Genomic DNA, 12932 nt, shown 5'->3' with positions numbered 1-12932 from the left:
CCTGACTACTGAAGGCCAGTTGCCAGCAGATGAAGAGCTTTACATGGCATGTCGGAAATAATGCATGGTTTTCCGACATGCTGGTTTTGGAGCAGGGTATTTCCCTGCGCCGGTGCATCATTTATTTTTGCAGGCTTTTGAGTTTCAGCGTGGCTTCAGCCTCATATGCCTTGCGACCTTTATCGACTGCTTCTATCCAGGCGCTATCAGTGGCAACTTGTCTGGAGTCTTCGGTATGTACGCTCACTGTCGTTGAGCTGAAACCGGAAACATCGATCACCGTCTCTATATTGGCATTGAGTTTGATCGCCCAGAAACCTGGTTGAAACCATGCCCAGAATTGTTTGATATGCACATCCAGGACTAGCATGTCGGGACGGCTTGCATCTATTTCTTCGACACGATAGCCCGCTTTTACCAGTGCATTCCTCAGGTCACTTTTGACTACGCTGGTTACCGTCTGGCCTTCTCCCAGCAATACATCGCCCATGGCCTTGCCAAAGGTATTGCGTTTGCGCGCAATCGCTTTTGCCTTGATCAACTCTGGCGATCCTTTGCCGCCTTCATAACCCAATGAAGGTGTGCTTGGTTCTTTAGGTGCTTCTTCAAAAACACGTTCATCTCTGACGGAGCGAATGTAAACCGTACGCCCATTGCTGGCACTGATTGCTTCAGCCGACTGCGTTGTTGCGGTAGTTGTCGACAACTTGACTTCACTGCGACTGGTAGCACAGCCAGTCAGTATGGCAGATACCAACAATAAGGGGATGGCAAGATATTTTGTATTTAACATGGATGGCAGTAAAAAGTATTGAGGAAATATGAACATAGCGGCAGGCAAGGCTGACCTTATCTTCAATCACGTTCAAATTGATTAACTTGATCTCTCACAAATTGCATTCAATTATTGATAAAAATCGCCAGTATTATGACGATTTTCTTTGCTTTTGCGGCAAATAATTGATCATCCGGGGACGGTTGGGCAGCATCTGTATGCTGGCGCTTGATACAGAAATGCGGGCAATCGAGGGTTCATGATGCAGACCAAAGGTTTAGACACATGGTCCGGTCGTTGCGCCTTTCAGCAAGACAGGTTGCCACAAGACCTGCAAGTCTGCTGCGGGGGTGCCATTCATCAAGGCCAGCAGCATTTCACTCATTTTGGTGCCAGCGGCTCTTGGGTCGGGCTGATCTATGGTGGTGACCTGGTCACCGACCAGGGTGTCTTCCATATTGCCCCAGACGATGACGGAGATGTCGCGGCCTATGATAATGCCAGCATCCATCAGGGCGCGCATGGCACCGACGCCGGAGAGATGGTTATCGACGATGATGGCGCTGGGTCTGGGTGAACAATTCAATAGCTGCTGCACTGCCAGGTAACCGCTACGCCTGTCGAGGGCATCCTGTATCAGGTAGCGGGTATCAATATCGAGGCCTGCACTGCTCATGGCTTCGACAAAACTGGTGCGACGCTGGCGCGCAAAATTCAATTCCAGCGGTGCGCTGATAAGGCTGATGCGCTGGTGGCCAAGTTCCAGCAAATGCTGCACAGCCAGCCGTATGCCATTGGCATTGTCATAGTCAAACCAGGCATAGGGCTTATCGGTCTGGGTGCGGCCGTGGGCAATGAAGGGAAAGCCCTGCCTGGACAAATAAGCGATGCGTGGGTCTTGCACCATTGTGCGGCTGACGATGAGGCCATCGACACGGCGGCCTTTGACCATTTGCTCATACGAAGGCAATTCATTGCCGGGCGAGACAGGCGCGATCATCAGGTTCATCTTGCGCGCTTCCAGCGCTTCGGCCATGCCGCCGACAACACCCAGGAACATGGGGTCGCCCAGATCAGATGGCAGCAAGGGGTAGATCAGGCCAAACACATTGGTGCGGCCTACGGCCAGGCTGCGCGCCATGGGGTTGGCTTCATAACCGTGCTGCTCTGCTGCTGCCAATACTTTTTTGCGCGTCTGCTCACCGACCTCAGGGTAGCCGTTCAAGGCACGGCTGACCGTGGTCTTGGACATACCCAGGCTGGCAGCAAGCTCCTTTAAAGTAATCGACATAGGGCAAATGGTAAAGATGGATTAAGTTGGAAATAAGCTGGGATTATATACTTGTGCACGCGCACTCGGTTCGCCCATGATCAGTCCACCCGCTCTATGGCTCGCTTAAAGAAAAACAGGGTCAGCAAGATGATACTCAAGGGCAGCAAGGACAGGTAAAACGCCGTTTGCCCATTCATCGCACCAAACACATAACCAGTAATCATGGACCCGCTAGTGCCACCCAAAGCAGAAAACAAGACCAGCAAACCCGTCATGGCAGCATGCTGGTTAGTTGGCAAAGAGCTCAGCATGACAGAATTAATGCCAGGATAAATCGGCGCCATGAACAAGCCTATCAAGGGGAAGATGAAGGCCGCCAGCGGCGCATTGCTCCAGCGCAGATCAGGGTTGGCGACGATATTATGCGTCAAGGGCAGCGTCAGCAAGACCAGCGCCGCCATGCTGATCAGGCAGATGTTCAATACCAGATACCAGTTCAGCTTGCGCATGACAGCACCTGCCCCCAGCCTGCCTATCGCCAGGCAAGCCGCAAAGATACTGGTGGCTTGCACGCTCATGTCCACAGGCATTTTGAGGATTTCATTATTGAAGGTGGGCAGCCAGGTGCCTATGCCTTGCTCCAGTAGTACGTATAAAAACGCCGAGATTATATAAACACAGACGAGGGGACGCGCCATCAGTTTAAGCATATCGGCAAAATCGGTAAGCAGGCTGCTGTGACTGACAGACAGCTTTGCTTCAAATTCGGTGAAGCTGGTTGTGGCTACCAGCAGGAAGGTCACAGCACACAAGCCCGCCAGCAACCAGTAGACCTGCAACCAGACGGGTGAGGCGGGATCGTTGGCATCGATAAAATTGCCAAATATCCAGTAACCACTGAGCACGCCTACCATGAAAAATCCTTCCAGCGTATTCATCAGACTAGCATGCTGCTTGCGGTCCGCACTGATCAAACCTATGGTCGCATAGACAGATACCTTGATGAGCGCAAAAGCAACACCCACGCTGAGAAACAGCAGCTTGGTCATCAAAAAGCCTGGCAGCAAGGGCATGGCTGCCGTGCTGACTGTGACTATCGCCATGCCAGTCAGCATCGCATATTTATAACCCAGGCGTGGCAGGAAAGATGCGACGCAAAACGAGACTATGCTGATGGGAATATCCTTGAAAGCCTCCAGCACGCTGGCAGCAGATTTGCTGACGCCATAAGTCTTGATGACTTGCAGTATCACCGTGCCCACGCTGTTGAGCAGGATGGCGAATACAAAATACAGCAGGAATAGCGCAAAAATAATGCGCCGCCTGCTGGCTGCGTGTTGAGCCTGATTGATCATGTTGTCTCCTGCCTTTTTTATTTTTACTGCTTATTTTTTATGTTTTGTTTTTACTGCTACTGCTTTTACTGCTCCTACCTCAGATAATCCTGCAAACTGAACTGATGCAAGCCTGCGATGACGACATCTGCCCCGGTCAGTACAACCGGGCTGCCTATGCCTAGCGCAAACATGTTCGCAGATTTGATGGCGCGTATGCCTGCTATGGAATCTTCGATTCCAAAACACTCGTCGGCAGTCAAGCCCAGCCCTGCTGCTGCGGTTAGAAAAATTTCTGGGTCTGGTTTGCTATTCTTTATTTTTGCGGCATCGACGACGACATCAAACTCGCCTGCAATGCCCAGTCGCTCAATGACTGCCCGGGCATTTTTGCTGACCGATGCCAAGGCAGTTTTTAAACCAGCAGCCCGTATCTGTTGTAAGGACTCTGCCGCACCGGGCAATAAATCAGCCGGGCTCAATTGCGCGATCAGGCTTTGATAATGCAGGTTTTTTTGATCTGCCAGTGCCAGTTTATCTGCATCGCTAAAGTCTTTGCCGGATGCTGCCAGGATCAGGTTCAGCGACCCCATTCTATCGACACCTTTTAATTGTTCATTGAAAGCCTCGTCAAAACTTGCACCGACACTTTCAGCCAGTTTTTTCCAGGCCAGGTAGTGGTAGTGTGCGGTGTCTGTCAGCACGCCATCCAGATCAAAAATCACAGCGCGATAATCGTATTTACGCATGGATCAACTCCGCTTGATGCAGTGATATTTTGCATATCGCTTGCTGCTCAGTCACTTGCAGGCTTTGCCCTCTATGCTGGAATTGCAATGCAGTGCCGCGCAAAAGGCGATATTCGACATGGGTTTGGTTCACGGTGATTTCCAACAGTTGCCCCTGGAAGTGCACACGGAACTGGTAGTCTTGCCATTGCACGGGCAAAACGGGAGCAAAGCTCAGTTGTCCCTTCTTGATGCGCATACCGGCAAAGCCATAGGCAATACCCAGCCAGGTGCCACCCATGGCAGCAGTATGCACACCATAATGGGTATTGCCATGGGTATTATCCAGATCCAGCCTGGCGGTTTGCATGAAGTAGTCATAGGCCTTGTCCTGATAACCGACTTCTGCGGCGATGATGCTGAAGATGCAGGTGGACAGGGATGAATCATGCGTCGTGACCTTCTCATAAAAATCAAAGTCACGGCGCTTGTCATCAAGGCTGAACTGGTCACTGAGCAAGAGCAAGGCCAGCACTACATCTGCCTGTTTGCAAACCTGATGGCGATAGATAACCAGCGGATGGTAATTCAACAGCAGGGGATAATTTTCTTTGGGTGTATTGGCGAAATCCCATACCTTTTTATTGAGAAAGCTGTCGTCCTGCTCATGGATGCCGCGCTCTTTGTTGTAAGGCAAAGCCATCAGATCGGCGGCACGTTGCCATGCATTTGCTTCATCCGCTTGCAGATGGATTTTTGCTGCGAGCTCAGCGAATTGTTCCGTGTGCTCAGCCTGCAGTTGTCTGACGATATCAGCGGCAAAACGCAAGTGCATTTGCGCCATGGCATTGGTGTAATAGTTGTTGTTGACTTGCGCCGTGTATTCGTCAGGGCCGGTCACTTCGTTAATGCAAAATGAATCCGTGTCATGACCAGGCAAGCGGGTGTAATGGCCCAGGCCCATCCACAGGCGTGCAGTTTCCAGTACGATTTCTGCTCCTTGTGTCAGCAAGAAATCCATGTCTGCCGTCGCATCCATATACAGCTTGATGGAATAGGCAATGTCAGCATTGATATGGTATTGCGCGGTGCCTGCCGGGAAGTAGGCTGAACATTCTTCACCATCGATAGTGCGCCACGGGTAGAGTGCACCGCTGGCATGCGACATCTGACGCGCACGCTCTCTTGCTTGCGGCAGGTATTGATAGCGGTATTCAAGTAGCTTCCTGGCGATCTCTGGTTTGTTGTAGAGGAAGAAGGGGAAGATATAAATTTCTGTATCCCAGAAATAATGGCCTTCATAGCCTTCGCCTGTCAGGCCCTTGGCAGCAATATTGGTCTTGCCATCGCGCCCTACTGATTGCAGCAGGTGAAACATATTGAAGCGTATGCCTTGCTGCAAGGCAGCGTCACCGCTGATGTGCACATCGGCTTGCGCCCAGAAGTCAGCCAGATATGCTTGCTGGCTTGCGGCCAATTGTGCGAAGCCTTGCTCACGCACTTTGCCTAGTGCCTGCTGGCTGAGTGAGAGCAAAGACGCCGCCGGATAATCGCGGGATGAGAAATAGCTGCAAAATTTATCCAGCTTTATTATCTGCCCTTGTACTGCCCGGATGGTGAATTGCTGCTCCAGTTTGTCATCACCCTGCTGCAAGCTGCTGGTGTAGGAACTCTCAGTCTGCAAATGATTTTGCATCGCAGTTGCCAGGCTAAGGCCACTATTGTGGGTGCGGTGCAAGAAGGCAGAGATATCATTTTCCTGCTTCACTTCGAGTTTGTGCAGCACAGGACCACTGATGGCTGAACCTACACGCGGGTCATCACCAGCCGTAATATTTTTTACTGCGGCATCAATGGCAGAAAGCAGTTTGATCTCGCCAGAAAAATTCAAAGGCGTGACTTCATACGACATCGCATACACATGCTTGTTTTCAAAGCTGACCAGACGCTGGCTATGCAGGCGTAAGCTGCGTCCCTGGTCAGATGTCCATTGCAGGGTGCGCGTCAGCAATCCGGTACGAAAATCCAGATGGCGCTGGTAGCTATCGACCCTGCCTTGCTGCAAATCAAAAGTCTCATCTTCCAGCATCAAGGTCAGGCATTTGGCATTCGGCACATTCAGCATGAATTGATTGGTACGCGCCAGGCCGTAGGCGTTTTCTGGATACTGTATGGATTCGGATTCATAAAAGCCGTTGAGGTAACTGCCGTTCAGAGAGTCTGCCGCAGTTCTTTGATTGCCTTCTTCTGCCGTGCCGCGCAAGCCTATGTAGCCATTTCCCAGCGCGAACAGGGTTTCGCTGAGCAGGTGATGCCAGTCATCGAGCTGGTTTTCAGTAATCCCCCAGCCTTCCAGTGGAAATTGATGTTGCAAGGCATCGCTTGTTTGCACAGTGTCGTCCTTCATTTTTATTCTTGATCTTGAATATTGCGATTAATTTTGATGGATTTGATATTGAGAAATTTATTCAAACCGGTTTGAAATTCAAATTAATTCTATTTAAACCGGTTTTAAAAGTCAACAAACTAAATTTTTATTTTTAAAGCAAAGTCAGCCAGGGTTTAAGCAGTATTTAAAAATGGCCCTGGAGATCGCCATCTGGAGGCCTGCACGGCATGGAGCCAAAATAGGACCGTTTAAAGCATCTGTCCTCTGCTGCGATGGGCAAAACCTGGACCGCTCCCAGCAAATTGCCCCTAAGTTTTCCAGGTAATTAATTAAATAATCCACAAATGATAACCATTCTCATTTATAATAATTTCACTTTTGCAATTTCACCCCCTCTGAAGCGCCAGCCCCCCAGCTATACACGTACGCCAGCATCCCTACGTGGGCAAGTGAAAAAACCATGCGTTATACCCGCAGGAAAATCATGTCCATCGTCATTTCACATTCGTATCCATTACCGCATTCATCCGTCGTCGCTTCTGCCCTGAAAAATATTCTCATGGCGCAGCACTACGACAGCCGCGGCTAAGCGTCGCCCCATAAGCGCTTTTCATTTCACATCGTGCAGCAAGCTGTGATTGCCCGGTCAATAGCAAGGGATTTGCTCACCCTCATTTTTTTGAAAAACAATATGGACAGCAGTAATCAAATTCCGGCGACTGGTAATAAGTCATTTTATGCAGCAGCGGCTGAACGCACTCTGTGTCAGTTCATCGACGCGTTCTGGTTTGCAGGAGCCCTTGATGGACATCTGTGGCGACAGGCTGATGGCAAGGCTGATTTGTGTTCACGGGGTATCAATGAGCAAGGCCAGGCGATTGAATACCGGAGAGCTGCACATCCGGCAAACAGCTTTGGGCGCAGCCGTTTGCACGGCCCTATATGTGAAGTCTGCAGTGGTTTGGGCACTGATGATATTGCTGTCGTCACAGCTAATTTACTGAGGTCACACGCAACCCAGAATGGCCTGCGTTTCATCAATGAATTAACTCATACCGCAACCATACAGGCCTGCTCATATCCATGGCCTGCCCGGTGTTGACTACTTCCAGTTTTTACAAACGCCTTGGCGATTCGTGACGTGGCCGCCGCTCTGTATCCGTTTTTTTAACTCCAAAATGATGCACTAATTATGTACGTAAAATCTTTTTCACTGATACTCCCAGCCTTGCTCAGTCAGGCCTATAGCCATGCAGTGATGGCGCAAAGCACGACACAAAATGATTTGCCATTAATTGAAGTCAAGGCCCAGTCCAGGCCAGCAGCTACCCGGGTAAGCGGTGCCAGTAAAACCAATGGCAGCTTGCTGGAAGCCCCACAATCGATATCTGTCGTCAACAATGAAGACTTGCGCGACCGTGCCGCCAACAGCAGCAAGGACGCACTGGCCTATACGCCCGGCATTATCGCCGGGCAAGGCGAAGGCCGCCGTGATGAATTTTATATACGTGGCTTTTACTCCCCAAGGGAAACCCTGCTCGATGGCATGCGTGACGACAGCCTGTATTTCCGCGATCTTGCCACCACCGACACACTCGAAGTCATCAAGGGTGCGACAGCCGCCTTGTATGGCCGTGGCGCAGCCGGTGGCCTGATCAACCGCATTACCAAAAAACCGCAGGCCAGACAGGACAATGAAATCTCACTGGCCCTGGGTTCGAACAACCAGCGCAGAGTCAGTGTCGATGCAGGTGGTGCCCTGAGCAATGAGCTCAATGCGCGCCTGATTGCAGCCTATGATGCGGGTGACAGTTACAGGAATATTGTTGATCATAAGCGCACGCTGCTGGCACCATCGCTGTCATGGAATATCAGCCCACAAACCAGATTGCTGCTGCAGACTGAAATACAGCGCGAAGACCACACACCTGACCGTGGCATACCATCACTGAATGGACGCGCCGTAGCAGTTGATGCCAGCACTTTTTATGGTGAAAAATTTGACTTCACAAAAACCAATAGTGATCTGTTTAAAGCCCGGCTGGAACACAAGTTCAATCAGCAACTTAGCCTTGTCAATAACCTGCAATACAGTCAGACTAATCTTGATGGCGTGAACACGCGCAACCGGCGTGTAAATGCCGACAATACTGTGTCACGCCAGATTACCTATTTCCCGATACAGCAAAAGAACCTGGTCAACCAGACTGAACTGACTTACGCCATCGGTAACCACCTGTTGCTGGCTGGTCTGGAATTATCCCAGCAAAAGCGCGATTCACTGGTCAGGCAAACTGGCACGGCTTACCCTGTGGATTTATACCGCCCCCAGCAATTGCTGACAGCACCTGACTTCAGGGCTTTGCCTGTGGCCATAGACAGCCGCTTCAATGCCGATACCACGGCCCTGTACCTGCAGGATCAGATTGCCTTGACGAATGAATGGGACATACTGCTCGGTGGCCGTTTTGACCAGTTCAAACAAAAGCAAACTAACCGCTTGCTCAAGAATGCCGTCAGTGAACGTACCGATAATCTGTTCTCGCCGCGCATGGGACTGGTATATAAAATTACGCCGCAACAATCTGCCTATTTCACGATCAGTCGCTCACATCAACCTGCAGGTGGTGATTTGCTGTACACAGGCAGCAATCCTTTAAACCAGGTCAAGCCTCTGAAAACGGACTTGCAGGAAATCGGCTTGAAGCAAGAGTGGCTGGATAAACGTCTGTATACCAGCATCGCCTTGTTCAGGGTGGAGCAAAGCAATCAATTGACTGCTGATCCAACTGACCTGACAGGTTTGCGCCAGTTGCAAATTGGCCGCCAGCGCAACCAGGGGCTGGAGCTTGAACTGCAGGGACAACTTTTCAGCGCTACCCAGGTCAATGCCAGCTACACCTATAACGATGCAAAAATCGTCGCATCCAACGATATACGCATAGGCAACCGCGCAGAAATGACACCATCCCACAATGCCAGCCTGTGGTTAAAACAAAGTTTCAGCAAAAACTGGAGCGCTGGTGCAGGCATCATTGCCCATAGCGAGCAGTATGCCCTGACTGACAATACAGTACGCCTGCCAGGTTACGCTCGCGTCGATCTGGCACTGACCTATATGCAGGCCCGTTATGACATTACCCTGAAGCTCAATAACCTCGGCAATACCCGCTATATGGAGTCAGCCAACAATAATGTGCAGATACAACCTGGCGCACCTTTCAATGCCTATCTGGTGTTGAATACACGCTTCTAGTGGACTGTAGCAGTGAAATCGAGAGTGAAGGACATGTGCCCGGCGCATCAGGGCAAGGCGCAAAACACAGCGATAGCGGGGCTATCGCGAGTATTTGCAACGCAGCCATGATCGTCGCGCACATGGCAGGCACTCCGATTTTAACTGTTACAGTTCACTAGGCAAGAGAGGCTTGAACACAGTTCCATAGCAAGGCCAGCCGGATGCATCGCGCATCCGGTTTTTTTATTTGTTCTTGCGCTTGCGCCACATGCGCCAGCCCGTCAGCATCAACACCAGCGGAACCAGGCCAAAGCATGAAATGAATATCCGGCCCGGCATGCCAAAGGCGATGCCGCTATGCAGCGGGAACAGCGATGCCAGAAAGCGGTCACCAGCCTGCCCCTGTAGCGGATCGACTACCCTGATGATGTGGCCGCTACCAGCATCTACACTAACCCTGCTGGCACCGTCGCCGCTATGCATTTCCTGGGGCTGGCGCAAACGGATTTCATACGCGGCAGCAGAAGCCGATGGCAAACCCAGGCGCGAGATTCTGGCATGCGGGAAAACGCCCTGTGCGATCAGCATGGCTTGTACAGCAGTGATGTGCTGACCGGGAAGCAAATGTGCATCCCCCGGCTTGCGTGCCTGTGTCACCGGCAATACTTTGCCTATGACGGGCAATATCCATTGTGGCTGATTGAAGTAGGCACCAGAAAATCCCAGTAGCAAGAGCACAGGCAAGGCAAAAAATCCCAGCATGCGGTGCAGGCGAAAATTGATGGCAGCCGGAGTTGCCGCCAGATTGACTGTCAGTGCCTGTCGCAAGGCTTTCCAGTTGGGTTTGGGCAGCCATAAAAACAGGCCAATAAGCGACATCAGCACGAGCATGATGCCGCTGACTGCGATCACTATCTTGCCAGTCTCACCCAGTAAAACATAGCGGTGCAAGTGATACAGGCTTGGTATCAGCAAGCTTGCTGAGATGCCGTATTGCCCCCAGTTGCGTTCACCTTTCACTTCCAGCGTGACTGGATCAAGCATGACCTGGCGTGACCAGTCCTGGCTAAACGCAGACTTGCCCGTAGCTGCTCTGGCGGGATACCAGACAGTAATGACATCTGCCGTAGTGGCAGGCAGCATCAATTGCCTGGGACGGCCATAAGCAGGATCGGCCGTCAGGCTATCCAGCGCTGCCTGTACCATTTCTGGCCTGATGGGTTCCGCAGTGTAAGTTTGCCGTCCAGTACTGAACAGCCCAGGATTGAGTGCATGATCAAGCTCATGCATCCAGCAGATGATGCTGCCCGTGAGACCCAATAACACGAATACACTGCCAAACGTGAGTGCCAGCCACAAATGCAAACGCAGCAATACCATGCGCACTGACTTAGGCAACATAAGCAGTCCTGAAATAGCGACGATTTGAAATAGTGTGAAACTGGGAATTGCAGATAAACATCGTGAATATCCAGACTGAGAAAAAATGGCTGGCTATTCTTGGGGAAACAGGAAAATGCTGGCTGTAGTGGAGTGCGGCCAATATCTTATCTAAAACAGCCACTCAGATCAATGACAGTGACGGGCTAACAGCTATGAGGTTGCTAAACGCCATCACATTCAAGTCTGCCTGACCACCAGCATGGTCTGCAAGACCTCGGACTCGACCGGCTCTTCGTTGATGAGACCAAGGATTTTCTTGGCGAGCAGGATGCCACCGTCGCGCAGGTATTGGTGCACGCTGGTCAGTGCCGGGATGAAGCTGGCGGCACCTGGGGTGTCGTCATAACCGATGACTGATACCTGGCCGGGTACAGCCAGATTGTTTTCAGTGATTGCCCGTATCGCGCCCATGGCCAGCAAGTCACTGGCGGCGAAGACGGCATCGAAGCTTTTATCTTTTTTATCCAGGTAGGCAGACATGCAGTCAAACCCGGCTTCAAAAGTAAACGCTTTGGGACGCAGAATGGTGACGGCGTGTTGCTGCTCACCCAGCGCCTCCATGAAACCGGCACAACGTTCCTGCACTTCGGCATGGTCAATGTCGCCGATGAACAAGAGCTTGCGCCGCCCTTGCTGAATAAAGCGCTCAGCCACGCTGGCACCGCCCTTGCGGTTATCGCTGCCAACGACGATGCCTGGTTGATTGGCGTCCGGTGCTCCCCAGATCACCAGCGGCAGGCCGGAACGTTGCAAGCGGTGCACGGCCTCCCCATGTGAGCCTTGTCCCAGCAAGATCATGCCGTCAGCCCCTTGCACAGGTGGCGTATCGATGAGCTGCATGGAAGTCAGCACCACGCTATAACCTGCCGTCGTCAGCTCCTGAGTGATGCCACCCAATAATTCCAGCGGATAAGGATCAGACATGGGCCTGTCATTGGCAGGCGTCATTTCTACCACCACGGCGACGGAGTGGCTGCGGCCAAGGCGCAAATTGCGGGCGCTGACGTTGAAGCGGTAGCCCTGCTCTTCTGCAATCTTGCGGATTTTTTCACGGGTATCCACCGTCACCAGCGGGCTATTGCGCAAGGCACGCGACACCGTAATGGTGGATACCCCGGCAATGGCTGCCAGGTGTTCCATCGTTACCCCGGATTCAGGGCTGGGTGTACTACGCTTTTTTGCTGTCATGCAAAGGCCTTGTTGTCGGTTGCTTATCGCTTACTTATTGGCTGGTTTTTATATCCTGCAATTTCAGAGACTGGCGAGGCTGCTCTGTCAATTACCACAAAGTCCTTGAAACTGATTTCGCTTTATTTCCCGCGCATTATGACAGAGCTTGTTTGCGTGCGATATATCCGAGGCACCACGCCAGGACACTACGCCATGCAAAGTGCATGCCATGCCGAAGCCGACGCCTGCGAATACCTTCAAATATCGGGGAGAAATCCGCTCAATATTTTGCCAGACTCATGCAAACATGTACCTGTGCAAGCCCGCATCACATCCATTTCCACAAAGAAAACATGCATTTTTTAACATACAAATAATTTGTGTCGAATAAATGACATCGATAACATTTCAATTGACATCGATAACATTAATTGTTTCAATGAGCTTGTTTTTACATCTCGTCACTTGAGTACCAGGGAAACAGGCCGCATAAAAAACCAGGCCGGACTCATTTAGGAAGTGGCAAGAGGCAACAATGCGTATGATGAAAATTCTGTGCATTGGCCTTGAACGGATGTTAGG

Annotated in this window: 10 protein-coding genes; 3 read left to right on the top strand and 7 right to left on the bottom strand. The window is 51.2% G+C overall.

The window, feature by feature from the left end; translation table 11 throughout:
- Positions 1-121 precede the first annotated feature (121 nt).
- From DFR42_RS20855 to DFR42_RS20835, 5 genes are all read right to left on the bottom strand, one after another.
- Complete coding sequence (locus DFR42_RS20855) at positions 122-793, bottom strand: YajG family lipoprotein (RefSeq protein ID WP_146218931.1); 672 nt, start codon at positions 791-793, stop codon at positions 122-124.
- A gap of 259 nt (positions 794-1052) precedes the next feature.
- Positions 1053-2060 carry a substrate-binding domain-containing protein gene (locus DFR42_RS20850; protein WP_110257121.1) on the bottom strand — a complete coding sequence of 336 codons (1008 nt, stop codon included), beginning with the start codon at positions 2058-2060 and terminating at the stop codon, positions 1053-1055.
- Between the two features lie 86 nt (positions 2061-2146).
- A complete protein-coding gene (locus tag DFR42_RS20845) occupies positions 2147-3403 on the bottom strand; it encodes an MFS transporter (RefSeq protein WP_110256975.1) in 1257 nt (418 codons plus the stop codon).
- Between the two features lie 74 nt (positions 3404-3477).
- Complete coding sequence (pgmB, locus tag DFR42_RS20840; RefSeq protein WP_110256974.1) at positions 3478-4131, bottom strand: beta-phosphoglucomutase; 654 nt, start codon at positions 4129-4131, stop codon at positions 3478-3480.
- A complete protein-coding gene (locus tag DFR42_RS20835) occupies positions 4124-6517 on the bottom strand; it encodes a glycoside hydrolase family 65 protein (RefSeq protein ID WP_110256973.1) in 2394 nt (797 codons plus the stop codon). Before DFR42_RS20835 ends, pgmB begins: the two co-directional genes overlap by 8 nt.
- 442 nt (positions 6518-6959) lie before the next feature.
- Here DFR42_RS20835 and DFR42_RS29930 point away from each other — a divergent pair, with 442 nt between their 5' ends.
- The 3 genes from DFR42_RS29930 (at position 6960) to DFR42_RS20825 (ending at position 9755) form a co-directional block, all read left to right on the top strand.
- Entirely contained in the window at positions 6960-7088 is a 129-nt protein-coding gene (locus DFR42_RS29930) for a hypothetical protein (RefSeq protein ID WP_281275189.1), read from the top strand.
- A gap of 102 nt (positions 7089-7190) precedes the next feature.
- Complete coding sequence (locus DFR42_RS20830; RefSeq protein ID WP_110256972.1) at positions 7191-7601, top strand: hypothetical protein; 411 nt, start codon at positions 7191-7193, stop codon at positions 7599-7601.
- Between the two features lie 90 nt (positions 7602-7691).
- On the top strand, positions 7692-9755 hold the full coding sequence (locus DFR42_RS20825) for a TonB-dependent receptor (protein WP_245937034.1): 2064 nt from the start codon (positions 7692-7694) through the stop codon (positions 9753-9755).
- A gap of 225 nt (positions 9756-9980) precedes the next feature.
- Here the strand turns inward: DFR42_RS20825 and DFR42_RS20820 are convergent, their stop codons facing one another.
- Both DFR42_RS20820 and DFR42_RS20815 read right to left on the bottom strand, forming a co-directional pair.
- Positions 9981-11138 (bottom strand): PepSY-associated TM helix domain-containing protein, encoded by a 1158-nt coding sequence (locus DFR42_RS20820; RefSeq protein ID WP_110256971.1) that lies wholly within the window; start codon positions 11136-11138, stop codon positions 9981-9983.
- Between the two features lie 219 nt (positions 11139-11357).
- Positions 11358-12368 carry a LacI family DNA-binding transcriptional regulator gene (locus DFR42_RS20815; protein WP_245937033.1) on the bottom strand — a complete coding sequence of 337 codons (1011 nt, stop codon included), beginning with the start codon at positions 12366-12368 and terminating at the stop codon, positions 11358-11360.
- Positions 12369-12932 lie beyond the last annotated feature (564 nt).

Origin of the sequence: Undibacterium pigrum, from assembly GCF_003201815.1 — a bacterium.
In the GTDB taxonomy this organism is placed as follows: domain Bacteria; phylum Pseudomonadota; class Gammaproteobacteria; order Burkholderiales; family Burkholderiaceae_D; genus Undibacterium; species Undibacterium pigrum.
Note: the sequence above shows the minus strand (reverse complement) of the source record. Positions and strands in the feature narration are given on the sequence as shown.

Excerpts from the sequence above, each read along its gene's own strand:
- pgmB (WP_110256974.1), bottom strand. The coding sequence starts at position 4,131 with ATGCGTAAATACGATTATCGCGCTGTGATTTTTGATCTGGATGGCGTG.
- DFR42_RS20855 (WP_146218931.1), bottom strand. The coding sequence starts at position 793 with ATGTTAAATACAAAATATCTTGCCATCCCCTTATTGTTGGTATCTGCC.
- DFR42_RS20835 (WP_110256973.1), bottom strand. The coding sequence starts at position 6,517 with ATGAAGGACGACACTGTGCAAACAAGCGATGCCTTGCAACATCAATTT.
- DFR42_RS29930 (WP_281275189.1), top strand. The coding sequence starts at position 6,960 with ATGCGTTATACCCGCAGGAAAATCATGTCCATCGTCATTTCACATTCG.
- DFR42_RS20845 (WP_110256975.1), bottom strand. The coding sequence starts at position 3,403 with ATGATCAATCAGGCTCAACACGCAGCCAGCAGGCGGCGCATTATTTTT.
- DFR42_RS20825 (WP_245937034.1), top strand. The coding sequence starts at position 7,692 with ATGTACGTAAAATCTTTTTCACTGATACTCCCAGCCTTGCTCAGTCAG.
- DFR42_RS20820 (WP_110256971.1), bottom strand. The coding sequence starts at position 11,138 with ATGTTGCCTAAGTCAGTGCGCATGGTATTGCTGCGTTTGCATTTGTGG.
- DFR42_RS20830 (WP_110256972.1), top strand. The coding sequence starts at position 7,191 with ATGGACAGCAGTAATCAAATTCCGGCGACTGGTAATAAGTCATTTTAT.
- DFR42_RS20815 (WP_245937033.1), bottom strand. The coding sequence starts at position 12,368 with ATGACAGCAAAAAAGCGTAGTACACCCAGCCCTGAATCCGGGGTAACG.